General features: G+C 72.9%; 25 protein-coding genes and 1 pseudogene. 6 read left to right on the forward strand and 20 right to left on the reverse strand.

Annotated elements, in window-relative coordinates:
- Positions 1 to 124: 124 nt before the first annotated feature.
- From G3I77_RS08755 to G3I77_RS08790, 8 genes are read right to left on the reverse strand one after another with little or no spacing between them, the layout of a single operon-like run.
- Complete coding sequence (locus G3I77_RS08755) at positions 125 to 418, reverse strand: gas vesicle protein K (RefSeq protein WP_248502046.1); 294 nt, start codon at positions 416 to 418, stop codon at positions 125 to 127.
- The gene (locus G3I77_RS08760) at positions 415 to 663 is read right to left on the reverse strand and encodes a gas vesicle protein (RefSeq protein ID WP_248502047.1); all 249 of its coding nucleotides are present in this window, start codon (positions 661 to 663) and stop codon (positions 415 to 417) included. Before G3I77_RS08760 ends, G3I77_RS08755 begins: the two co-directional genes overlap by 4 nt.
- Positions 660 to 1,511 carry a GvpL/GvpF family gas vesicle protein gene (locus G3I77_RS08765; protein ID WP_248502048.1) on the reverse strand — a complete coding sequence of 284 codons (852 nt, stop codon included), beginning with the start codon at positions 1,509 to 1,511 and terminating at the stop codon, positions 660 to 662. The genes G3I77_RS08760 and G3I77_RS08765 overlap by 4 nt, the downstream gene beginning before the upstream one ends.
- Positions 1,508 to 1,852 carry a gas vesicle protein gene (locus tag G3I77_RS08770; protein ID WP_248502049.1) on the reverse strand — a complete coding sequence of 115 codons (345 nt, stop codon included), beginning with the start codon at positions 1,850 to 1,852 and terminating at the stop codon, positions 1,508 to 1,510. Before G3I77_RS08770 ends, G3I77_RS08765 begins: the two co-directional genes overlap by 4 nt.
- A complete protein-coding gene (locus G3I77_RS08775; protein WP_248502050.1) occupies positions 1,849 to 2,112 on the reverse strand; it encodes a gas vesicle protein GvpG in 264 nt (87 codons plus the stop codon). Before G3I77_RS08775 ends, G3I77_RS08770 begins: the two co-directional genes overlap by 4 nt.
- 4 nt (positions 2,113 to 2,116) lie before the next feature.
- A complete protein-coding gene (locus G3I77_RS08780) occupies positions 2,117 to 2,884 on the reverse strand; it encodes a GvpL/GvpF family gas vesicle protein (protein WP_248502051.1) in 768 nt (255 codons plus the stop codon).
- Complete coding sequence (locus tag G3I77_RS08785; RefSeq protein ID WP_248502052.1) at positions 2,881 to 3,357, reverse strand: gas vesicle structural protein GvpA; 477 nt, start codon at positions 3,355 to 3,357, stop codon at positions 2,881 to 2,883. Before G3I77_RS08785 ends, G3I77_RS08780 begins: the two co-directional genes overlap by 4 nt.
- Positions 3,358 to 3,394: 37 nt before the next feature.
- Positions 3,395 to 3,721, reverse strand: coding sequence for a gas vesicle protein (locus G3I77_RS08790; protein ID WP_248502053.1), 327 nt, complete (start codon positions 3,719 to 3,721; stop codon positions 3,395 to 3,397).
- Positions 3,722 to 3,934: 213 nt separating this feature from the next.
- Here G3I77_RS08790 and G3I77_RS08795 point away from each other — a divergent pair, with 213 nt between their 5' ends.
- A complete protein-coding gene (locus G3I77_RS08795) occupies positions 3,935 to 4,702 on the forward strand; it encodes a GNAT family N-acetyltransferase (RefSeq protein WP_248502054.1) in 768 nt (255 codons plus the stop codon).
- Positions 4,702 to 5,517, forward strand: a complete 816-nt coding sequence (locus tag G3I77_RS08800) for a 1-acyl-sn-glycerol-3-phosphate acyltransferase (RefSeq protein WP_248502055.1) — start codon at positions 4,702 to 4,704, stop codon at positions 5,515 to 5,517. Before G3I77_RS08795 ends, G3I77_RS08800 begins: the two co-directional genes overlap by 1 nt.
- Before the next feature lie 13 nt (positions 5,518 to 5,530).
- On the opposite strand, the gene G3I77_RS08805 is transcribed toward G3I77_RS08800, so the two are convergent.
- Both G3I77_RS08805 and G3I77_RS08810 read right to left on the reverse strand, forming a co-directional pair.
- Positions 5,531 to 7,870, reverse strand: a complete 2,340-nt coding sequence (locus G3I77_RS08805) for an excinuclease ABC subunit UvrA (protein WP_248502056.1) — start codon at positions 7,868 to 7,870, stop codon at positions 5,531 to 5,533.
- Between the two features lie 11 nt (positions 7,871 to 7,881).
- A complete protein-coding gene (locus G3I77_RS08810; protein ID WP_248502057.1) occupies positions 7,882 to 8,868 on the reverse strand; it encodes an LLM class flavin-dependent oxidoreductase in 987 nt (328 codons plus the stop codon).
- 133 nt (positions 8,869 to 9,001) lie between these two features.
- Between G3I77_RS08810 and G3I77_RS08815 the strand changes: the two genes are divergently transcribed.
- Positions 9,002 to 9,712, forward strand: a complete 711-nt coding sequence (locus tag G3I77_RS08815) for a DNA polymerase beta superfamily protein (protein WP_248502058.1) — start codon at positions 9,002 to 9,004, stop codon at positions 9,710 to 9,712.
- Here the strand turns inward: G3I77_RS08815 and rpmF are convergent.
- The 3 genes from rpmF to G3I77_RS08830 all read right to left on the reverse strand — a co-directional run bounded on the left by rpmF (position 9,695) and on the right by G3I77_RS08830 (position 12,004).
- Positions 9,695 to 9,865 (reverse strand): 50S ribosomal protein L32, encoded by a 171-nt coding sequence (gene rpmF / locus G3I77_RS08820; protein WP_102909729.1) that lies wholly within the window; start codon positions 9,863 to 9,865, stop codon positions 9,695 to 9,697. The two genes, G3I77_RS08815 and rpmF, sit on opposite strands and share 18 nt — an antisense overlap.
- Positions 9,866 to 9,968: 103 nt before the next feature.
- Entirely contained in the window at positions 9,969 to 11,564 is a 1,596-nt protein-coding gene (locus G3I77_RS08825) for a cation acetate symporter (protein WP_248502059.1), read from the reverse strand.
- Complete coding sequence (locus G3I77_RS08830) at positions 11,558 to 12,004, reverse strand: DUF485 domain-containing protein (protein WP_308311367.1); 447 nt, start codon at positions 12,002 to 12,004, stop codon at positions 11,558 to 11,560. The genes G3I77_RS08825 and G3I77_RS08830 overlap by 7 nt, the downstream gene beginning before the upstream one ends.
- Positions 12,005 to 12,418: 414 nt before the next feature.
- Here G3I77_RS08830 and G3I77_RS08835 point away from each other — a divergent pair, with 414 nt between their 5' ends.
- The gene (locus G3I77_RS08835; RefSeq protein ID WP_248502060.1) at positions 12,419 to 12,937 is read left to right on the forward strand and encodes a hypothetical protein; all 519 of its coding nucleotides are present in this window, start codon (positions 12,419 to 12,421) and stop codon (positions 12,935 to 12,937) included.
- A 34-nt stretch (positions 12,938 to 12,971) separates the two neighbouring features.
- Here G3I77_RS08835 and G3I77_RS08840 read toward each other — a convergent pair whose 3' ends face one another.
- From G3I77_RS08840 to egtA, 5 genes are all read right to left on the reverse strand, one after another.
- The gene (locus G3I77_RS08840; RefSeq protein ID WP_248502061.1) at positions 12,972 to 13,187 is read right to left on the reverse strand and encodes a dodecin; all 216 of its coding nucleotides are present in this window, start codon (positions 13,185 to 13,187) and stop codon (positions 12,972 to 12,974) included.
- Positions 13,188 to 13,303: 116 nt separating this feature from the next.
- Positions 13,304 to 14,266, reverse strand: a complete 963-nt coding sequence (gene egtD / locus G3I77_RS08845; RefSeq protein ID WP_248502062.1) for an L-histidine N(alpha)-methyltransferase — start codon at positions 14,264 to 14,266, stop codon at positions 13,304 to 13,306.
- Positions 14,263 to 15,057: an ergothioneine biosynthesis protein EgtC gene (gene egtC, locus G3I77_RS08850; protein WP_248502063.1), complete on the reverse strand. Its 795-nt coding sequence runs from the start codon at positions 15,055 to 15,057 to the stop codon at positions 14,263 to 14,265. Before egtC ends, egtD begins: the two co-directional genes overlap by 4 nt.
- Positions 15,057 to 16,394, reverse strand: a complete 1,338-nt coding sequence (egtB, locus tag G3I77_RS08855) for an ergothioneine biosynthesis protein EgtB (protein ID WP_248502064.1) — start codon at positions 16,392 to 16,394, stop codon at positions 15,057 to 15,059. The genes egtC and egtB overlap by 1 nt, the downstream gene beginning before the upstream one ends.
- The gene (gene egtA, locus G3I77_RS08860) at positions 16,391 to 17,692 is read right to left on the reverse strand and encodes an ergothioneine biosynthesis glutamate--cysteine ligase EgtA (RefSeq protein ID WP_248502065.1); all 1,302 of its coding nucleotides are present in this window, start codon (positions 17,690 to 17,692) and stop codon (positions 16,391 to 16,393) included. The genes egtB and egtA overlap by 4 nt, the downstream gene beginning before the upstream one ends.
- Before the next feature lie 292 nt (positions 17,693 to 17,984).
- Between egtA and G3I77_RS08865 the strand changes: the two are divergent.
- Positions 17,985 to 18,810 (forward strand): annotated as a pseudogene (locus tag G3I77_RS08865) (TIGR02452 family protein).
- Here G3I77_RS08865 and G3I77_RS08870 read toward each other — a convergent pair.
- Together G3I77_RS08870 and G3I77_RS08875 are read right to left on the reverse strand one after the other, a co-directional pair.
- Positions 18,795 to 19,241, reverse strand: coding sequence for a type II toxin-antitoxin system PemK/MazF family toxin (locus G3I77_RS08870; protein WP_248502066.1), 447 nt, complete (start codon positions 19,239 to 19,241; stop codon positions 18,795 to 18,797). The pseudogene G3I77_RS08865 and the gene G3I77_RS08870 sit on opposite strands and share 16 nt — an antisense overlap.
- A gap of 208 nt (positions 19,242 to 19,449) precedes the next feature.
- Positions 19,450 to 20,901, reverse strand: a complete 1,452-nt coding sequence (locus tag G3I77_RS08875) for an amidase (RefSeq protein ID WP_248502067.1) — start codon at positions 20,899 to 20,901, stop codon at positions 19,450 to 19,452.
- Between the two features lie 241 nt (positions 20,902 to 21,142).
- Here G3I77_RS08875 and G3I77_RS08880 point away from each other — a divergent pair, with 241 nt between their 5' ends.
- Complete coding sequence (locus G3I77_RS08880) at positions 21,143 to 22,531, forward strand: glycoside hydrolase family 43 protein (RefSeq protein WP_248502068.1); 1,389 nt, start codon at positions 21,143 to 21,145, stop codon at positions 22,529 to 22,531.
- The last annotated feature ends 9 nt before the right edge of the window (positions 22,532 to 22,540 follow it).

Here is a 22,540-nt window from a genome sequence, read left to right on the forward strand (position 1 = left end):
CGGTGGTCCGTGGCCGGCTCCGCAGTTCCCCGCGCCCCCAGGGGGTGCAGTGAACGTTCGCCGGCAGGTGCGGACGGGCGGGGCCGGGAGTGGTGCTCTCCCGGCCCCGTCTCGCGTCTGTCCGTCATGGGCCGGGATCGGCCAGCAGCGGACCCAGCGGGCCGAGGTCAAGGTTGAGGTCGCTGCGCCGCAGCCCGTGCTGTGCGCACAGCTCGTCCATGCGCTCGTCCAGCAGCATCAGCGCGGTACCGAGCCGGTCCTCCTGCTCGGCGCTGAGCGTCCCCTCGTCGAAACGGCGCACCGCCTGGCGTTCCATGAGCTGCCGCAGGAGTTCCACCACCGTCAGGACCAGGGCCGCCAGGTCGTTCGTGACGCGCTCGGGATCGAGGTCCAGCGAGTGGGTGCGCGGCGCGGTCACAGCGGCCCGCTGTCCGACCAGGGCGCGGGCACCCGGTCGCTGACCGACGCCAGCAGGGCGTGCAGGGAGATCCGTACCAACGGCACGTCGGCGATGGCCAGTACGAGGTCACCGCTGACCACGACGCCGGTCGCCAGCACGCGGTCGAGCAGGTCGACGAGCGGCACGCCGATGGGCGCGTACGGCTCCGGGCCGTCCCACGGCACCGCCGTGCGGCCGACACCTCCGGCGACCGGTACGGTCATGCCCGGACCTCCTGGTGCGCTGCGCACTCCGCCCCGTCCGACCGGGCGAAGGAGTACGGGATCCATGGCCCTGACATGGTGACCTCCACGGCCGTACGGTGGGCGTCGCGGGACAGTTCGCCGACGGCCCGGACGAACTCGGCGCGCTGTCCGTCGTCGACCAGATAGGCCACGTTGAGCAGTTGCGGGACGCTCCTGCCGGTCAGCTGCTCGCTCTGCGGCCGGTGCCGCGTCGCGGCGACGGCGTACCGCCGCAACTCCCCGTCGACGGCGTGGGCCTGCGCCAGGGCGTGCTCGCGCGTCTCGCGCTCGGCGCGCCGCCGGGCGCTCGCCCGGCGCAGGTACGAGCGCCCGTCGGCCGGTCCGTCCCCGGCGCCACCGGGCCCGCGCTCGGTGGTGGGGCCGTGCACCTTCACCGCCCACTCGGTGCGGTTGCGCAGCCGGTCCAGCAGGGCGCACAGGGACTTCTCCCGGGCGGTCACGGCCCGTACCGCGTTGCGGTCGTCCAGATACAGCGTCGGCATCGGCAGGGGCACGACGGGGCCCGCGCTCGCGGCCGCCTCCACGCCCCGGTGGTGGGCGCGGACGCAACGCTCCAGCTCCTCGGGCCGGTTGAGCCGCTCGGCGAGCGCCTCCTCGCCGAAGGCCGCCGCGGGAACGTCCTGCACGATCAGGTGAAGCGGGCCCGCGGCCAGGACCCGCAGCGGTCCGCCGCCGTCATGGCCCGGCGTCACCGAGAGCACCTCGTCCGGCACAGGCGTGTCCGTCACGGCGAACACACAGGTGACGGTGGGGCGCGGCACGCCCGGTTCCGTCGCGGGCGCCCGGCCGGCCCCGGCCGTGCTCATCGGACCACCTCCGCGGTGTCGGGGTCGGCTTCCGCCAGGGCCTCCAGACGGGCCCGCAGCCGCGCGTTCTCCTCGGCGAGGGCGTCCCGTGCGGCGCGCGAGGACAGCGCCGGGTCCGTCTCCCACCAGTCGATGCCCGCCTTCTTGGCGGTCTCGACCGAGGCGATGAACAGGCGCAGACGGATGGTGAGCAGTTCGATGTCGAGCAGGTCGATCTTGATGTCGCCCGCGATGACGATGCCTTTGTCCAGAACGCGTTCGAGGAGGTCCGCGAGGCTGCCGGTGGGCGGCCCGACCGGCTCCGCTCCCGGGCCCGCGGGCCAGGTGCCGACGTCGGTCACGAAACACCCCCGCGGTGCGGACGGCCGGCGTACCGCACGGGACTGTCGAGCCGGGCGAGCAACCGCTCCTCCTCTTCCTCGAAGGCCTCCTCGTCGATGGCGCCCTCCTCCAAGGCCCGGTTGAGTGCCGCCAGGCGTGCCTGCACCGCACGGGGGTCGCCGGTCTGGCGTTCGGCCTCCTGGAGCAGGTGGTCGGCGACCCAGAGCGTGCCGCGCAACGGGGCCAGTGGCAGCAGCAGGAGCCCGCTCACGAGTCCCACCGTGTCACCGGCCCGCCGTGGCGGACTGCGCGTCGACGAAGCTGTAGCACGGCAGCGGACCGGTCACACTCAGGGCCAGCCTGTCCCCGACGTCGCGTGCCTGCGCGGCCACGGCCTGTCGGAAGCGCTGTTCGTCGGCGGAACGCACCAGGAACGACGTGCTCAGCACCTGCTCGTCGTCGACGGGTCCCTGCGCCGTGCGCACGGCGAGCGGGGCCAGGCGGGCCAGCACCTCCCGTGCCGCGCCCCGGGCCTCGCGCGCGACGCCCCGGGCCAGCGCCTCGCCCAGCCGCACGTTCGCCTCGTAGCCGGGGCGGTGCCGGGTCTGGCGGGCGAGCGTGCGCAGGGCGTCGTCCCGGCGTACGAGGTCGGCGAAGTACCCGTGCACGACGGCGCCCTTCACGTTCATCTCGACGCAGCCCCGTACCACGTCGAGCTGTGCCGCCAAGCGGGCTCGGTCGGTGCGCAGTTGCCCGCGCAGCGACTCCGCCTCGGGAGTCAGGACGGCGAACCGCATGGGCAGGACGGGGCCCTGCGCGGCGAGTTCGCCGAGCACCGCCTGATGGGCCATCAGATCGCGTCGCCGCGCCCGGACGGACTCCGGTGCGTCCGAGACGGCCGCGCAGAGCCCGTCCTCGGTCAGCAGCCGCACCGCCGCGCCGTCCACCCCGGGCGCCTTCGGGGGCCGGACGCCCGCCGGGGCGATGCCATAGACGTACAGGGCGCCGAGCGTGCCGGCGGTGGTGAGGTCGGTGGTGGCCGTCACGGTCATTCCTCCTCGGCCTTGCGGCGCCGGGGCCGCGGGCGGTCGTCGTCACTGCGGCGCTTGCGGGCCGGCCGCGCGGCGCGCTCGGTGCGGGCGTCGGCCTCGTCGGCGTCCACGTCGTCCTCGGTGTCGTCCTCCGGGGTGAGGAAGTCGCGCACCTTGTCGGTCAGGGAACCGGCGGCACGCTTGGCGCCCGCCTTGCCGACGGCCTTGGAGACCGGCCCGCCGAACAGCTCGGGCACGGTCTTGGAGCGGGGGTCGTTCTCGAGATCCAGGCGGTTGCACGCCTCCGCGAAGCGTAGGTACGTGTCGACGCTGGCGACCACGATGCGCGCGTCGATCTTGATGATCTCGATCCCGACCAGCGAGACGCGCACGAAGACGTCGATCACCATGCCGCGGTCGAGAATCAGCTCCAGCACGTCGTAGAGGGTTCCGGCGCGGGGGGAACAGACGATCTCGTCGCTGTAGACGGTCATGCGGCGGTCCTTCCGGTCAGCGGTTGCGACGGTCCGGTCACTGGTCCTGGGCGCCGCGCCGGAAGCGCGCGATCCGGCGGTACTGCACGAGCTCGCCCGCCGAGTCCAGTTCCACCCGGTACGTCGCGAGCAGGCTGGTGGTGTCGGGGATGCGCGCCAGTTCGAGTACGTCCACGTCGACGATCCAGCCGTCGTCCTCGCCCCGGCACACCGCGGAAACCCCTTCGAGGCGGTGGCTGATCAGCTCCGTCAGCGCCTCGGCGGCGCTTCGGGCGGCCTCCCCGGCACCGCGCACGGCGCGTCGGCGCTTGGTGGACGTGGCCGAGTCACTACGTCGTCGCTCGCCGGCTCCGGGTTCTGTCATGCGGTTCACTCTTGCCGCCGGAGCCGGTGCGCGCGTGTCCGGCTAGGCCATCCGGGCCGCTCCGGTGGGCGCGAGCCGTTCAGCAACCCCACACCCGTTCTCTCTGCACATGACACGCGAAGGTCAGCCGGCATCGGAAGAACAGAGGCGAAGGACCGCACGACACCGCTCAGCGCCCCGCCTCACCGACCGGCCCGTGACCAGGAGAGAGCCATGACCGGCGTACTGACCGTCGACCGCCCCGCGCAGCCCGCGCCCCCCACCCGCTACACCGTCGCCCTCGCCCGGAACGAGGAGGACGTGCGTGCCGCCCAGCGGCTGCGGCACGATGTCTTCGCCGGGGAGATGGGCGCCCTGCTGGCCGGCCCGCAGCCGGGCCTCGACGTCGACTCGTTCGACGCGTACTGCGACCACCTGCTCGTACGGGAGGAGACGACCGGCCAGGTCGTCGGCACCTACCGGCTGCTGCCGCCGGAGCGCGCGGCGGTCGCCGGGCGGCTGTACTCCGAGGGCGAGTTCGATCTGACCGCGCTGGACGGGATCCGGCCGCAGCTCGTCGAGGTCGGCCGCTCCTGTGTGCACCCCGACCACCGCGACGGCGCGGTCATCGGCCTCATCTGGGCGGGCATCGCCCGCTACATGGTCGACCGCGGCCACGAGTGGCTCGCCGGCTGCTGCTCCGTCCCGCTCGCCGACGGCGGCACCCTCGCGTCCGCCACCTGGGACCGGGTGAGCGACAAGCACCTCTCGCCGGAGGAGTTCCGGGTGAAGCCGCTGCTGCCGTGGACGCCGGGTCCCGCGCCCGCCGCCCGCGGCGAACTGCCCGCCCTGCTGCGCGGCTACCTGCGCCTCGGTGCCTGGGTGTGCGGCGAACCGGCCCACGACCCGGACTTCGGCGTCGCCGACCTGTACGTCCTGCTGCCCATGAGCCGCGTCAACGCGCGCTACCTGCGCCACTTCCTCTCCCTCGTCCCGGCCTGATGAGCGCCTGGCTGCCCACCGCGCCCTGCACGCCGCAGGCCTGTGTCGAGGCGCCGGCGGCCGTGCGGGCGCGGGCCGTGCCGCGGGCCGTGCTGCGGCTCACCGCGGTCCTCCTGCTGCTTCTCGCGGGGATCGCGCTGACGCCCTTCGGCGCCCGGATACCGGCACCCCTGGTGCGGCGCTGGTGCCGGTGGATCGTGCGGGCCGCGGGGGTCCGGGTCCGTATCACCGGTGCCGCCGCCCCCACCGGCGGACTGCTGCTGGTCGCCAACCACATCTCCTGGCTGGACATCCCACTGCTCGCCGCCGTACGTCCCGCTCGGATGCTGGCCAAGACCGAGGTACGGCGCTGGCCCGTCGCCGGTGCGCTGGCCGCGCGCGGCGGAACCCTGTTCATCGACCGGGACCGGCTGCGCACCCTCCCCGACACGGTCGCCCGGATCGCCGGGGCGCTGCGCGAGGGCGCCGCGGTCGCGGCCTTCCCCGAGGGCAGCACGTGGTGCGGCCGGGCCCAGGGGACCTTCCGCCGGGCCGTCTTCCAGGCCGCCCTGGACGCCGGGGTTCCCGTCCAGCCGGTGCGGATCGGCTACCGGCTCAGTGGCGGCACGGCCACCACGGTCCCCGCGTACGTCGGCGAGGACACGCTGCTCGCCTCCCTGTGGCGGGTGGCGACGGCCCGCGGCCTGATCGCGGAGGTCGAGGTACGGGCCCCCGTCCCATCGGGCAGCAGCCCCGACCGCCGCGCGCTCGCCCGCTCGGCACAGCCGCAGGAGACGGCCGCGCCGGCTTGGACGCACACGGTGCTGGTGGCGTAGGGGCTCCCGTACCTCAGCGGGACCCGGCGAGCGTGGCCGCCAGATACGGTGCCGTCCGGCTGTCCGCCGAGCGGGCGATGTCCCCGGGCGGGCCCGCCGCCACGATGCGGCCGCCCGCGTCGCCGCCGCCCGGGCCGAGGTCGATCACCCAGTCCGCGCGCGCGACGACGGACATGTCGTGCTCGACGACGACCACGGTGTGCCCGGCGTCGACGAGGCCGTGCAACTGGCGCATCAGCATGTCCACGTCGGCCGGGTGGAGGCCGGTCGTGGGCTCGTCGAGGAGGTAGAGGGTGTGGACGCGCCGGCCGCGCTGCAGTTCGCTCGCCAGCTTGATGCGCTGGGCCTCGCCACCGGAGAGCTCGGTCGCGGGCTGGCCGAGACGGAGGTAGCCCAGGCCGACGTCGAGCAGCGTGCCGAGGCTGCGGGCCACGGCCGGGGTGTCCGCGAAGAACTCCGCCGCGCTCTCCACCGTCAGATCAAGCACCTGCGCGATGTTCCGCCCCCGGTACGCCACCTCCAGCGTCCGCGGGTTGTAGCGGGCTCCGCCGCAGTCCGGGCAGGGCGCGTACGTGCTCGGCAGGAACAGCAGCTCCACGCTCACGAACCCCTCGCCCTGGCAGGTCTCGCAGCGTCCGCCCGCCACGTTGAAGGAGAACCGCCCGACGCCGAAACCGCGTTCGCGGGCGCCGTCGGTGGCCGCGAACACCTTGCGCACGACGTCGAAGAGGCCCGTGTAGGTGGCGAGGTTCGAGCGCGGGGTGCGGCCGATCGGCTTCTGGTCGACCGAGACCAGCCGGCCCACGCCCGCCGAGTCCTCGGTGATCTCGCCGATGAGCGTGGACTTGCCGGAGCCGGACACCCCGGTCACCGCGGTGAACACGCCGAGCGGGAACTCGGCGGTCACGCCGCGCAGGTTGTGCCGGGTGATCGGGCCGGTCCTCAGCCACCCCGTCGCCTCGCGCACGTCCCGGGCCGGGACGCCGGAGTGGTCGAACAGGTAGCGGGCCGTCGCCGACCCCTCGACACCGGCCAGCTCGGCCACCGGGCCGCTGTGCAGCACCCGCCCGCCGTGCTCGCCCGCGTCCGGGCCCACGTCCACCAGCCAGTCGGCGCCCCGCATGACGTCGAGGTGGTGCTCCACCACGAACACCGAGTTCCCGGACGCCTTCAGCCGCTCCAGCACCGTGAGCAGCGCCTCGGTGTCCGCCGGGTGCAGTCCGGCGGACGGCTCGTCGAGGACGTAGACGACCCCGAACAGGCCGGAGCGCAGCTGGGTGGCGAGGCGCAGGCGCTGCAGTTCGCCCGCGGAGAGGGTGGGAGCGGTCCGGTTGAGACTGAGGTACCCGAGACCCAGCTCGACGACCGGCGCGATTCGGGACCTCAGATCGTCGGTGAGGACCCGGGCCGCCTCCGACGTCGCGTCGAGACCGGAGGCCAGCTCCACCAGCGGCAGTGCCGCCAGCTCGGCGATGGTCCGGCCGCCGAACGTCACCGCCATGGCCTCGGGGCGCAGCCGGCTGCCGCCGCACGCCGGGCAGGGCGCACTGGTGAGGAACCGCTCGGCCTTCGCCCGCAGGGCCGGGCTCCTGGAGTCCGAGAACGTCTTCATCACGTACCGGTGGGCGCTCATGTAGGTGCCCTGGTACGGCCGTTGGATGCGGTCCGCGTCCCTGACCGGGTGCACGGTGACCACCGGCTGCTCGTCGGTGAACAGGATCCACTCCCGCTCGCCGGCGGGCAGCTCCCGCCACGGCCGGTCCACGTCGTGGCCGAGCGCGTCGAGGATGTCGCGCAGGTTCTTGCCCTGCCAGGCACCCGGCCACGCGGCGATCGCCCCGTCGCGGATCGACAGCGACGGGTCGGGGACCAGCAGTTCCTCGCTCGTCCGGTGCACCTGCCCCAGCCCGTGGCACTCCGGGCACGCCCCCACCGCCGTGTTCGGAGAGAAGGCGTCCGAGTCGAGCCGCTCGGCGCCGGGCGGGTAGGTACCGGCCCGGGAGAACAGCATCCGCAGGGAGTTGGAGAGGTTGGTGACGGTGCCGACCGAGGAGCGCGAGGTGGGCGCCGCCCGGCGCTGCTGGAGCGAGACGGCCGGGGGCAGACCGGTGATCTCCCCGACCTTCGGCGCGCCGACCTGGTGGATCAGCCGGCGCGCGTACGGTGCGACCGACTCGAAGTACCGCCGCTGCGCCTCGGCGTAGATCGTGCCGAACGCCAGCGACGACTTCCCCGAGCCGGACACACCGGTGAACACGGCCAGCACGTCCCGGGGGATGTCGACGTCGATGCCCTGGAGGTTGTGCTCGCGGGCGCCGCGGACACGGACGAACGGGTCATGGGGGTCGTGCATGGGAAACGACTCTAACCGGAGGTGATCGCGGCCAGCCGCCGGTAGGAGTCCAGCAGGGCCTCACGGTCGTAGGTGCTGGTCGTGACGAGGACCTCCTGGGCGCCCGTCTCCTTCAGCACCGTCTCCAGCTCGTGCGCGACCTGCTCCTCGGTCCCGGCGATGTGGCCCGTCAGGCCGGACTCGTAGAAGCCGCGCTCCTTGGCGGTCATCGTGCCTGTCTCCACGCGCTCGGCGGGCGGCAGTGGCGGGAAGGTGCCGTGGGTGCGGGAGTGCGCCATGGACCAGGCCTCGGGGATCAGCAGCCGCCGGGCCTCCTCGGGGGTGCCGGCCACGGCGATCGTGCCCGAGATGACGACGTAGGGCTCCGCGGCCCAGGCGGAGGGGCGGAAGTGCTCGCGGTAGTGGTCGATGCCGCGCCGCATCCCGTCCCGGTTCCTGAGGTCGCCGATGACCATGGGCAGGCCCGCGCGGGCGGCGATGCCGGCGCCTTCGCCCATGGCCAGGACGAACGGCGGCACGGTCAGGCCCTCGACGGGGCGGGCGTGCACGCCGGTGGGGGAGGTGCCCCGGAACCAGCCGAGCAGCTCCCCGAGCTGGGCCTCGAAGTCCTCGGCGTCGCCCTTGCCGCGGCCCAGGGCCCTGCGCACCCCGTCCGTGAAGCCGACGGACCGCCCCAGGCCCATGTCGATCCGCCCGGGGAACAGCGACTCCAGCACCCCGAACTGCTCGGCCACGACCAGCGGCCGGTGGTTGGGCAGCATCACCCCGCCGGTGCCGACCCGGATCGTCCGGGTCGCGCCCGCGACGGCGGCGGCCAGCACGGTCGGCGCGGAACCGGCGACCCCGGGCACGCCGTGGTGTTCCGAGACCCACAGCCGGTGGTAGCCGAGCCGCTCGAGCTCCTGCGCCAGCCGCACGGTGTCGCGCAGCGCCTCGGGGTGGGTGTGCCCCTCGCGGGTGCGGGAGCGGTCGAGGACGGACAGGCGCACGGGATCCATACCAGGTTCTACGCCGTGCGGGGCCGCCGGTATTCCGCCGCCCGCGCGGGGACCACCGCCGGGAAAACCGGGTGACCGCGTCCTGGCACGTCAGGACAATGTTCCCGACCCCCGTAGTGAAAGGCGGCCGACCATGACCGTCCCCAACGTCCTGCTCTCCGGCATCGTCGGATCCACCGCCTACGGCCTCGCCCGCCCGGGCTCGGACATCGACCGGCTCGGCCTGTTCGCCGTGCCCACCGAAGAGCTGCACGGGCTGCGCCGGCCGAAGGAGTCACACGTCAGCACGGCGCCGGACCGCACCCTGCACGAGGCCGCCAAGTGGTGCCGGCTGGCCCTCGGCGGCAACCCGACCGCGATGGAGCTGGTGTGGCTCCCCGACGACCTGTACGAGGTGCGCACCCCGCTCGGCGACGAGCTCATCGGCATCCGTACGGCGTTCCTGTGCGCCCGGCGCGTCAGGGACGCCTATCTCGGGTACGCCACCCAGCAGTTCCGGCGGCTGGAGGCGCGCGGCGACGGTTCGTTCTCCGCCGACACCCGGCGGCGCACCGCGAAGCACGCCCGGCATCTCAAGCGGCTGTGCGGGCAGGGCCTGGAGCTGTACACCACCGGGCGGTTGACGATCCGCGTCGAGGACCCGGACGAGTACCACGCCTTCGGCGAGCGCGTGGCCGCCGACCCGTCCGCGGCCCTGCCCCTGCTCAGGCACTATGAGGCCGCCTTCGACGAAGGCCCCACGGCGCTGCCGGACGAGCCCGACGAGGAGCCGGTCGAGGCCTGGCTGCGCCGGGTCCGGGCGCACTGCGGCACGGCGGCCGCGAGCTCAGCCGTCGGGGCGTAGCAGCCCGCGCTCGTAGGCCCTGACCAGGTTCTGCGGGACGAGGTGACGGACGCCGTCGACGGTGACCGGGACCAGCGCCGGTGTGGCGGCCTTCCACTGGGCGCGGCGGTGGCGGGTGTTGCTGCGGGACATCTTCCGCTTCGGGACAGCCATGGGACTCCTCCTCGTGGTCGGGCACCGAGGACGCTACATGAAAATGGATCCCATTAACAATGTGCGTCCCGGTGCCCGGCCGTCGCTGTCCCGAAGGGGCGTGTCAGTCGTCGGCGCCCACGAGCATCCGCACCTCGAACTCCTCGTGCGAGGCGGCCTCTTCGGCCGGGCCATGGTCGAGCACCGTGCCGAGCCAGCCCAGGAGGAAGCCCACGGGGATGGAGACGATGCCGGGGTTCTGGAGCGGGAACCAGGCGAAGTCGGCCTCGGGGTAGAACGAGCCCGGGGTCGAGGAGACGACGGGGGAGAACGCGGCCAGCAGGACGGAGCAGAGCAGCCCGCCGTAGAGGCTGAGCAGGGCGCCCTTGGCGCTGAAGCGCCGCCAGAAGAGGGTGTAGATGATCGTCGGCAGGATCGCGGACGCCGCGATGGCGAAGGCCAGGAAGGCGAGCGTCGCGGTGTTCGCCCCCCAGGCGACGAGGGCCAGCAGGATGCCGAGGACACCGATGACCGCCCCGGACAGCCGGGCGACGGTCAGCTCCTCCGTCTCGCTCGCCCGGCCCTTGCGGATCACCTCGCTGTACAGGTCGTGTGCGAGGGAGGAGGCCGCGGCCAGGGTGAGACCGACCGCCACGGCGAGCAGCGTCAGATACGCCAGACAGGTCAGCAGCGCGGTGAGGACACTGCCGCCCAGCTCGTGGGCGAGCAGCAGGACGGAGGCGTTGCCGGTGCGGTCCGTGCTCTCGATGGTGTCCCGGCCGAGCAGCGCGGTGGCGCCGAGGCCCATGATGCCGGCCCCGAAGCAGACCGCTCCGACCAGACCGACGGCCCACAGCACGGAGGAGCGCAGTACGCCGCTGTTGCGCGGGGTGAGCAGCCGCATGAGCACGTGCGGAAGGGCGGCGAGGCCGAGCACGATGGCCAGTTCGAGGCTGAGGAAGTCCAGCTTGTTGCTGACGGTGCCGCCGTAGCGCAGCCCGGGCTGGAGGAAGCTCAGGCCCGAACCGCTGCGCTCGGACGCCCTCTCCAGCAGCGTGTTGGGGTTCCAGTCGAAGTGGTACAGCACCCAGCCCGCGGTGAACAGCACGCCCACCACCAGCATCACGGCCTTGATGATCTGGATGACCGTCGCACCCGGCATGCCGCCGAGGGAGGCGTACAGGATCACGAAGGTGCCGATCACGACCACACACAGGGTGCGGGTGGTGCCGCTCGGCACACCGGTGAACTGGGTCAGCAGGGCCACGCTGCCGACGAGCTGGGCCACCAGGTAGAGAGTGGCGATGGCCAGGATGCAGACCGCCAGCGCGACCCGTACCGGCCGCTGCTGACGGGGCAGGCGCAGCGCCACCGTGTCGCCGAGCGTGAACGTGCCCGTGCGGTGCAGGGGTTCGGCGATCAGCAGCAGCACCATCATCCAGGCGACGGTGGTGCCACCGAGGTACATCAGCCCGTCGTACCCGGTCAGCGCGACCAGCCCGGTACTGCCCAGCAGGGTGGCGGCGGACAGGTAGTCGCCGCACATGGCGAGGCCGTTGCGCAGGGGCGACATGGCGCGGTTGCCGAGGTAGAACTCGCTGATCTCGTCGCGCTGAGGAGCCGTCAGCAGCGCCATGAACAGGGTGATCACGACCACGGTCAGAAACAGGACGAACGTCAGCTGCAGGCTGTCGTCGTCGATGGCGGCGGCGGTCACCACGTGCGGAACCCCCTCGTTCCGTGCCGGAGCGGCTGCCCGGCCCCCTGCGGGGACGCCGCCGAACGGGCGCGGCGGCTCCCGGTCTCATGCAGCCGGGACTTCAGGCCGCGGGCGAGCGGATCGACCCGGGTGCGCATGTGCCGTGCATAGCACCACGCGGTCACGCCCATGACGACGAACTGCGCGAGACCGAGGGTGAGTCCGAGCGTGAGGTGGCCGAACAGCGGCTGGTTCATCACCGCGGGCACAAAACTCGACAGCAGCACGTACAGCAGGAATCCGCCGACGGACAGGATGGTCGCCCTGATGCCGAACCGGCGCTGTGCGCGGCGCAGAGAGTGAAATTCGGGAAGGTCGGATATACGAGACGGCGGAGTACGTTCGATGTGCGGAAGCGGGAATGTGGGAGTGTCGTCCCGCTGTGGTGAATATTCGGGCACAGGCGCACCTTCTTCGCTGCATCGTGCCCCGCACTCGACCCCGTCGGGTCAGTGGACGCGTCCGGTTTTCGGGCAGGGCGAAGGGATGCCGGACGCGCGGTGGGGGTGCGGGCTCTGTGGGGGGTCGTGAATCCGGAGAACTCGCTGCTCGGATTCACGCGGACGGCCTCGGGGTTCTGTGTGGAGATCCCCGACAAGCCCCGGCCACGGGTGGTGGCGAGGCTGAGAGCGGAGTATGTCAGTGCTGTCCTTGAGCCATCAACTGCGAGGGTGAATTGACCTGTGCCCATGGCGCGTTCACGCCCCGTCGAAGGGGTGCCCGTACTGCGATGGCCTGCGCGAAAGGGCCGGCCGGAGAATAGTACGGACCATTTTCCGGCTCAGGCTGTCTCAAAGGCGCTTAGGCTGGGCAGCGTGAGTGACGACCGCAGCAAGGCCCCGCTGGCCGTGTTCGACCTGGACAACACCCTCGCCGACACCACGCACCGGCAGAAGTTCCTGGAGCGCAGGCCGAAGGACTGGGAGGGGTTCTTCTCGGCGGCGCCGCAGGACCCGCCGGCCCCGGAGGGCATCGCGCTGGTCCGGGAGAGCGCGCGGGAGTGCGAGATCGTCTACCTCACCGGGCGGCCCGAGCGCTGCCGGCGCGACACGCTGGACTGGCTCGCCGCCCAGGGGCTGCCCGAAGGGCGCGTGTACATGCGGCGAGACGCAGGGGGGCCGGGCGGGGGCAGAGGTGACCGCCGGCCGGCCCGGTTCACCAAGCTGGAGATCCTGCGGCGGCTCGCCCGCACGCGCGAGATCCGCGTCCTCGTGGACGACGACGAACTGGTCTGCGAGGACGCCCGGCGTGCGGGCTTCACCGTCGTAAGGGCCGACTGGGTGACCCGGTCCGCCGAGATGAAGGCGGCGCAGGAGCGCGAAGGGCGGACCTGAGACCGGACCGCACGGCCGACGGAACCGCGTCCGCCTACTCGGACTCGTCCAGGCGGAAGCCGACCTTCAGGCCCACCTGCCAGTGCGCGATGTGCCCCTCCTCGAGCTGGCCGCGCACCTGCGTCACCTCGAACCAGTCCAGGTTGCGCAGCGTCTGCGAGGCCCGGTCGATGCCGTTGCGGATGGCCTGGTCGACGCCGTCGGGGGAGGTGCCGACGATCTCCGTGACCCGGTATGTGTGGTCTGACATGCCGCTGCTCCTCTTCCAGTGACGGGAGTGTCACGCGTCATTCCACCGTGCCCCAAGCGGCGGCGAAGCGCGAGACGTCGTCTCCCGCCGTCGCCGCCGCCCGGGGGCTCACGGTGTCAGCGCGCCACGCTCAGGGACAGCGCGAACCGGCCCGGGACGTCGGTCCACCAGTGGGTCAGCTCCAGCCCCGCCGCGAACAGTTCGGCGCGCACGCCCTCCTGCCGGAATTTCGCCGACACCTCGGTCCGCATCTCCTCACCCGCCGCGAAGTCGACGGCGAGATCGAGGGCCGGCACCTTCACCGTCCGCGCCGTACGGGAACGCAGTCGCATCTCGATCCACTCGTGCTCGGCGTCCCACCGCGCCACGTGGTCGAACTCGTCCGGCTCGAAGTCGGCGCCGAGCTCCCGGTTGATCACGGTCAGGACGTTCTTGTTGAACGCGGCCGTCACCCCGGCCCCGTCGTCGTACGCCCGGACCAGCACCTCCTCGTCCTTGACCAGGTCCGTGCCCAGCAGCAGGGCGTCGCCCGGGGTGAGCAGGGCGCGTACGGACGCCAGGAACGCGGCGCGTTCGGCGGGCAGCAGGTTGCCGATCGTGCCGCCGAGGAACGCCACCAGCCGGGGCCCCGGTGTGTGCGGCAGGGTCAGTTCCGCGGTGAAGTCGGCGATCAGCGCGTGCACGTCCAGCCCCGGCCGTTCGGTGGCGAGCGCCTGGCCGGCCTGGGTGAGGGCGCTCTCGCTGACGTCGACCGGGACGTAGGTGTGCAGGTCCGTGAGGGCGTCGAGCAGATGCCGGGTCTTCTCCGAGGAGCCGGAGCCGAGCTCGACCAGGGTGCGCGCCCGGGTCGCCGCGGCGATGTCCCCGGAGCGCGCCACGAGGATCTCCCGTTCGGCGCGCGTGGGGTAGTACTCCGGCAGTTCCGTGATCTTCTCGAACAGCTCGCTGCCGTGCGCGTCGTAGAACCACTTCGGCGGCAGCGTCTTGGGGCGGCCGGTCAGGCCCCGGTGGACGTCGGCGCGCAGCGCGGCGTCCGTGGCGTCCTCGGGCAGGGTGCGGGTGACGCGGAACGGGCTCACGTACGGGGCTCCTTCAGCGATGGGGAGGGCACGGAGACGTCGGTCGGCTCCTTGAGCGGCGTGAGCAGCACCTCGGTGCGGCTCGCCGTGAGCAGGGTGCGGTCGGGGACCTCCTGCCAGTGCGGATCGTCGTCGTAGGGCTCGGAGGCCACGACGGTGCCGCCGCCGGGCCGGGTGAGGTACCACAGGGCGTCGCCCCAGGCGGTCGCGGTGATGGTGTCGCCGTTGGTGAGCAGGAGGTTGAGCCGCGAATCGGGGGCCGCGGCGGCGACCTCCAGGACCGTGTCGGCCATCGCCTGGCCCTCCTCGTCGCCGCTCCGCAGCCGCGCCAGCACCAGCGCCCACACGAGCGCCGAGTCGTTGCGGGCCTCCAGGGACAGCAGGTCCTCGTGCGGCAGCGTCCGGGACACCGAGGCCAGCGAGCCGGGCCAGCCCCGGACCGCCCCGTTGTGGCTGAACAGCCAGGTTCCCGCGGCGAACGGGGCCGCCGCGGCCTCCGCGTCCGCGCCCGACAGCGTCGCGTCGCGCACCGCGGCGAGCAGCGCGGTGGACCGTACGACCCGGGCGAGATCGGCGAACGACAGGTCCGCCCAGATCGGCCCGGCCCGGCGGTAGCGGGCCGGCACCGGGTCGCCCTCGGCGTACCAGCCCACGCCGAAACCGTCGGCGTTGACCGTCCCGTACCGCTGGTGCCGGGGCGCCCACGACTGCCGGTACAGGCCGTGCGGCGGCTCCACGAGGAGCCGGCCCAGCGCTTCCCGCGGGCCCACGTAGGCCACATGACGGCACATCAGACCTCCTCCGACCGGGCCGTGCGGAATCCGGAGAAGATCTGCCGCCGGATCGGATAGTCCCAGTTGCGGAAGGTGCCCCGGCAGGCCACCGCGTCCACCGCGAACGAACCGCCGCGCAGCACCTTGTACTCGGGCCCGAAGAAGACCTCCGAGTACTCCTTGTACGGGAACGCCTTGAACCCCGGGTACGGCTGGAAGTCGCTCGCCGTCCACTCCCACACGTCGCCGATCAACTGCCGTACGCCGAGCGGCGACTCACCGGCCGGGTAGCTCCCGGCGGGCGCCGGACGCAGGTGCCGCTGGCCGAGGTTGGCGTGCTCGGGCCCCGGGTCGGCGTCGCCCCACGGGTAGCGCATCGAGCGGTCGCCGGCCGGGTCGTGCCGGGCCGCCTTCTCCCACTCGGCCTCCGTGGGCAGCCGGCGTCCCGCCCAGCGGGCGTAGGCGTCGGCCTCGTACCAGGACACGTGCAGCACCGGCTCGTCCGGCGGGACGACCTCGGTGACGCCGAACCGGCGCCTGAGGAACTGCTTTCCGTCGCGCCGCCAGAACAACGGGGCGTCGATGCCGTGCTTCTGGATGTGGGCCCAGCCGTCGGCCGTCCACCACCGGGGGTTGTCGTAGCCGCCGTCGTCGATGAACGCCTGGTAGGCGCCGTTGGTCACCGGGGTGGTGTCGATGTGGAAGGCCGCCACCTCGCGCCGGTGCGCGGGGCGTTCGTTGTCCAGGGCCCACGGTTCGCCGGAGGTGCCCATCATGAACGGGCCGCCGGGGACGAGGACTTCGGACGGTCCGGTGACCAGCGGCGCCGGATCCGGGGCGGGCGCCGTCAGGGCCGGCGGGCCGGTACGGAGCTGATGGGTGATCAGCATGGTCTCGTCGTGCTGCTGTTCGTGCTGCGCGATCATCCCGAAAGCGAACCCGGCCTCCGTCAGCCGCGTCCCGTAGAACGCGGCCCGCTCCAGCACGTCCAGGGCCCGGCCCCGCACATCGGCCGCGTAGGTGCGGGCCTCGGCCGGCGACAGCAGGGGCAGCTTCGGCCGCTCGGCGCGCGGGTGCTCGAAGGCGTCGTAGAGGCCGTCGATCTCGGGGCGTATCGCCTCGTGCCCGGCGACGGCCCGCAGCAGCCACTGCTCCTCCTGGTTGCCGATGTGCGCGAGGTCCCACACCAGCGGCGACATCAGCGGCGAGTGCTGCGCGGTCAGGTCGGGCTCCTCCACGCAACTCGTCAGCAGCGTGGTGCGGTCGCGGGCGACGACGAGTGAGGCGACCGCCCGCTCACGGAGCACCTCGGGGTCGACGGTCTGGGCGTCGACAGCGGGTTCGGTGTGGGTCATGGGCGGAAGTCCTTCCCGTGGGCGCGACCGTCCGTGCCGCGCTGTCGGTCGAGCAGGTCGTCTGCGGGGCAGCGGCCCAGGACGACGTAGCGGTCCAGATAGGCCGTGACGGCCTCGATGACCTCGGGGGAGGCGCCGAGCCGGGGCAGGGCGTCCAGCGCGGTCGTGAAGCACGTGACGGCCACCTCGCGCAGTTCCGCGTCGGCCAGGCCGTTGCGGGCCGCGTCGAGCCACAGCGGGTTGTGCGGCGCGGGCAGTCCCAGCGTCCGCTCCGCCAGCGGCTTCACGGCCCGGTAGGCGGTCTCGGTGGCCTCCGGGTCGTCGAACAGCGCCGCCGTCACGGCGAGCGGCACGACCCAGCCGTCGTCTCCGGGCTGCGCGTCGATCATGCGCAGTTCGAGATGGCCGCGCGGCCTGACCGGCGGGAACAGCGTCGTGACGTGGTAGTCGAGATCCTCCCGGGTGGGCGGCCGGGGCGCGCCCGTGCGGATCCAGTCCCGGAAGGTGAGCCCCTCGGGGACGTCCCAGGGCCCGCCGTCCCGCCGTACGCACATCACGGGGGAGTCCAGCACGTGCCGGGCCCAGGCGCCGCGCGGGTCGGTGTCCAGCCGCGGTCCGCCCGCCCGGCCGGCGCCGATCCGGGTCCAGGTGAGCTGCCGGGTGGACAGCCAGCCGGTCGGCCGGTGAGCGGCGAGCGGGGAGTTGGCGAACGCGGCCACCAGGACCGCGCCCAGATGGTGGGCCAGCCACCAGCGGCGCACCAGGCCGAGCGGCCCGGGCTCCTCGTGGCCGGCGTCCAGGCACACCTGCACGGAGGCGGAGGCGCACATCATGGCGCGGCCGGCGGGGCCCGTGCGGTCCAGGCACGCCTCCATGGCGTCGTAGCGCGGTTCGCGCAGGAACCGGCGGGGTTCGTGCCAGGGATCGTGGCCGAGGCCGACGAGGACGAGGTCCTCCCGGCGCAGAACCGCGCGGACGGCGTCGAGGTCGGCGGAGACGGTACCGATGCACTCCGTCAGCGAGGCGGCGGGGGGCGAGCTCAGCTCCAGCTGGCCGCCGGGTTCCACGGTGAGCGCCGACCTCAGAGGCACGGTTCGCAGTGCGGCGTAGGCCGCTTCGAGTCGTTCGGGTGTGACGGGGAGCTGCGGAGCGCGCAGCTCGTGGACGAGCCATTCCACCTCGACCCCGAGGCGGCGTGGCGGGCCGGTCTTGAAGCAGATGCCGCGGACCAGAGCCTCGACCTCGGCTTCGGACATTGAGGTGCGTGGCCGGGTACAGCCACTTACCGAATCGGACATGTCGGGATCCTCCTGAGATTCCACCATGCCACCGGTCCGGGCTCTTCGGCGGCCCGGGCCGGGATCACTCGTCCCACCCAAGACGCTCACGCCGCTCGGCACAAGGGGGCGAAGCGGGGCGTTCCCGCGCGGTCATACGGCCGGGCCCGGAGTTTCCAGGCGCTTCTCCCGGTCGTTCTCCCACGGCGAAAACCCTGTTGCACCGAGGATCCGTCATCACCCACGATGCCTGCGTGAGCACGACAAGAACGGCCGCGCGGCACGCGGTCACGGCGCGTACGGGGGTCACGCCGTGAGCGCGCGCCTGCGCGGTATCGCGCAGCAGACCGAGCAGATCGTCGCGGCCGGGGCCTACCGCGCGCCGGACGGGCGCGAGGTCTCGATCGCGGCGGAGCTGCGGACGGCGCGCGAGGGCACACGCCTGTACGGACCGGAACCGGTGCCGGTGCCCGCCGATCGGGTGACAGGGACGCGGGAGACGCTGGTCGAGGTCACGGGCGAGAGCAGCCTGGAGGCCGCCCGCCGGCTCGGCGGGCACGTGGCCGTGCTGAACTTCGCCTCCGCCCGGAATCCCGGCGGCGGCTATCTGAACGGCGCCCAGGCCCAGGAGGAGGCCCTGTGCCGGGCCTCCGCGCTCTACACCTGCCTCCTCGAGGCCCGGGCGTTCTACGACCATCACCGGGCCCACCGCGACCCGTTCTACACGGACCGTGTCATTCACTCACCGGCCGTGCCCGTCTTCCGTGACGACCGGGGCGCCCTGCTGGCCGAGCCGTACACCGCGGGCTTCCTGACCTCGCCCGCGCCCAACGCGGGCGTGGTGCTCCGCACGGCGCCCGAACGGGCCCCCGAACTGCCGCGGGCCCTCGCGGTCCGGGCCGAACGCGTCCTGGAGACGGCGGTCGCCCACGGCTACCGCGGGCTCGTCCTGGGCTGCCTGGGGCTGCGGGGTGTTCCGCAACGACCCCGCGCAGGTGGCGGAGGCGTTCCGGGCGCTGCTGGGGCCCGGCGGCCGGTTCGCGGAGGCCTTCGAGCACGTGGTGTTCGGGATCCTGGACCGGACCCGGGACCGTGCGGTACGGGGCGCCTTCCAGGAGACCTTTCAGCTCCAGCCGTAGCACTCCTGCAGCCGGCGCCTGACCAGGTTGAACCGCATACGGTCCAGGGCGCAGGCCTCCCGGCGCATGCCGTCCTCGTGCAGGCGCAGCACCCGGTCCACGTCGACCCACGAGTCCCGGCCCGTCCGGTCCCACGGCCCGCTGCCGATCGGCACCCACTCCCGGTGGCCGTCGTGCCGCTTGCTGGACAGCTGCACCGCGAGGAACGTGCCGCCCGGCTCGCGGGCGACCACCAGCACCGGGCGGTCCTTGCCACGGCCGTCGTTCTCCTCATAGGGCACCCACGTCCAGACGATCTCCCCGGGATCCGGGTCGCCGTCGTGCGCGGGGGAGTACTCCGTGCGGACCCGTCCCACCTCGCGCGGGTCGGCCTGGACAGTGGCGGAAGGGCCGGGACGGCCGGGGACGTTCTCGTCGGCAAACGTGCTCACGGGGGCACCTTAGAGGCTGCCCCCATCGAGCACGCCGCCCGGGTCACTGCTCGTCCGTCGGCACCTCACGGTTCTGCCCGTTGAGGGAGGAAGCACCCTGAGCACCCTGCGGTGCCTGCCCTTTCCGGTCGCATGGTGCCCTCTCGGCGCCCGACGAAGGGGAGTGTGCTCCTGCGTGGAGTCCGGGCACCTGCTCGATCGCCGTCGCTCAGGCGGCAGCGGAACGTGCCGTGACCGGCGGCGACGGCCACTTCTCGGACCAGCGCAGCTCCGCCTCCAACTGGGCGGCCACCTGCACGAGCAGGGGTTCGCTGTTCGCCGGGCCCAGCAGCTGCGCGCCGACCGGCAGTCCGTCCGGCGTGAAACCGGCGGGTACGTTGACGCCGGGCCAGCCCAGCACGTTCCACGGCCAGGCGTACGGGCAGGCGGCGATCATCGCCCGGTCGGTGGCGAAGCCGCTGAGTTCGAGCAGGGCGCCGATCCGGGGCGGGGGAGCGGCGGTCGTCGGCGCGAGAACGACGTCGTAGGAGGTGAAGAACTGGCCGATACGCCGGTGCAGCACGGTCTCCGCACGCCGGGCCGCCCGCAGCGGGGCACCGGCGAGCAGCCGGCCCAGCCGGGCCGCGTCCCGGGTACGCCGGTCCAGCAGCGCGGGGAAGGGCGCCTCGCCCACGCGCTCGGCGATCCCGGCCGTGGCGCGTGGCACGAAGGTCAGGCCGATCTGCCCGTACGGCGGGTCCGCCTCCTCCACGAAGTGGCCCAATGCGGCGAGCCGCTCGGCCAGTTCGACGACCCGGGTCCGCACCTCGGGCAGCAGCCGGGCGGGCACCGCCGTGAAGGGCGGCTTGAGGGAGAGCGCGATGCGCAGCCGCCCGGGGTCGCGGCCGACGGCCCGGGACACGTCGAGGGCCGGGGGCTGGTGCGGGTCCTGCGCGTGGTTGCCGCTCGCCGCGTCCAGCAGCAGGGCCGCGTCGGCGATCGTGCGGGCCAGGGTGCCGTTGACGGTGATGCCCTGGAAGGACTCGCCGCGCGGCCAGGTCGAGACCCGCCCGCGCTGTGGCTTGATGCCGACCAGATGCGTCCACGCGGCCGGGATCCGCACCGAACCGGCACCGTCCGAGCCGAGCGCGGCGGGCACCAGACCGGCGGCGACCGCGGCGGCCGACCCGCCCGAGGAACCGCCGGGCGTGTGGTCCGTGCTCCACGGGTTGCGGGTCGCGCCGAAGGCGGGCCCCTCGGTGAAGGGCCACTGCCCGAACTCGCAGGTGTTGGTCTTGCCGATGATCACGGCCCCGGCCGCGCGCAGCCGCCGCACCGCCTCGCCGTCCTCGGCGACCGGCGGGAACTCCCCGCAGCAGCCGAACGCGGTCGGTTCACCGGCCACGTCCATGTCGTCCTTCACCGCGACGGGGACGCCGAGCAGCGGCTTGTGCGCGCGCTTCGATGCCCGGTCCCGGCCGGCGGACGCGGCCCGTTCCCGGTCCGCGGCGTCGGCCTCGGCGAGCGCGGCCTCGGCACGGACGATCCGGAAGGCGTTGAGGCCGGCCTGCGTCGCCTCGATCCGTGCCAGGGTCCGCTCGACCAGCGCCCGCGACGTCACCTCCCCGGCGGCCAGCGCGCGGGCGGTCTCCGCCAGGCCTTCGGAACGGTCGAGCGTCATACGGACACCTCCGGAAGCGGCTTGTCTACCGAACGGTAACGTCCGGTGGCCGGTGGCGGAATGCCGACGACAGCAGTGGACGTTCACCCATCGGCCGCATCTTCCTCACTGGGCACATCGGCCCCTGTTCAAACCATTGACGGCTCTCCGCCTCGCCCTTACGTTCTGAGCCCCCACTTCTGGTCGATTTGCCGAACCTCGTTCGGTATGCCGAACCTTGGTGTCCTAGGGAGAGCCGCCCGTGACCCCACACCCCGCCGCCCCGTCCCGCCGCACCCTGCTCCGCGCCCTGGCCGCCCTGCCCGCCTCGGCGGTCCTGCTCGGGGAGACCCCCGGACTGCTGGGCAGCGCCCTGGCCGCCGCACCCCCGAACGGCTCGGCCACCCGCTACACCATCGTGCCGTTCCTCAACAGCAACGACGGAACGGTCAACGTCTACCAGTCGGACGACGCCACCGACTTCCGGCTGCTGCGCTCCTCCGCCTACACACCGCCCGCGAACCGGATCCGCGACGCCGCCGTCATCAGACACACCGACGGCTACTACTACGTCACCTACACCACGCACACCTGGCAGGACCCCAGCACGACCATCGGCTTCGCCCGCAGCTCCGACCGCGTCAACTGGACGTTCCTGTACGACTACACCGTCCCGATCGCGGGCCTCTCCCGCGCCTGGGCGCCCGAGTGGTTCGTCGACAGCGACGGCAGCGTGAACATCATCGTGTCCTGCTCCACCACGAACGACGAGTGGATCTTCACGCCGTACCGGCTGAGGGCCAGCAACTCGGCTCTCACTGCGTGGAGTTCACCGGTCGCCATGTCCGGCATCGGCGCCAACCACATCGACACGTTCATCGTGAAGATCGGCTCGACGTACCACGCCTTCCCCAAGAACGAGACGACGAAGTACATCGAGTACGCCACCGCCTCGAACCTCACCGGCCCGTACACGATCCGCCGGACGGGCGACTGGGCGGGCTGGGGAAGCTACCGCGAGGGCCCGGCGCTGGTGCAGCTCGACAACGGCGGCTGGCGCATGTTCTTCGACGGTTACGGCGACGGGAACTACTACTACAGCGACAGCCACGACACCTTCGCCACCTGGTCGGCACCGGCCGCGCTGCCCGGGATCTCCGGCACGGCACGGCACTTCACGGTGGTCAAGGAGACGGTCACGGGCGGCCCGAGCCTGTCCCGGAACGTCACGCGCTCCTTCCGGTCGGCCAACTACCCGACCCGCTACTGGCAGCAGCAGTCCTCGCTCCTCAACCTGCCCGTGGTCAGCGGCTCCAGCACCACCGCCGGGAAGCAGGCCGCCACCTTCACGGTCGTCGCCGGCCTGGCCGACGGCAGCGGCTGCTCCTTCCGCGACGCGGCCGGCAACTACCTGCGCCACTGGGACTTCCGCGCCCGCTTCGACCCGAACGACGGCACGAGCACCTTCGCCAAGGACGCCACGTTCATCCTCCGGACGGGCACGGCCTCGGGCTCCGTCCGCTTCGAGTCGTACAACTACCCGGGCCACTACCTGCGCCACTACGCCTACCAACTGCGCGTGGAGCGCTCCAACGGAACCGATCAGTTCCGCCAGGACAGTTCGTTCACGCCAGTGACAGCGTGGGCCTGATCTGCACCC

The sequence above is a fragment of the Streptomyces sp. D2-8 genome (assembly GCF_023184515.1).
Lineage (GTDB): Bacteria > Actinomycetota > Actinomycetes > Streptomycetales > Streptomycetaceae > Streptomyces.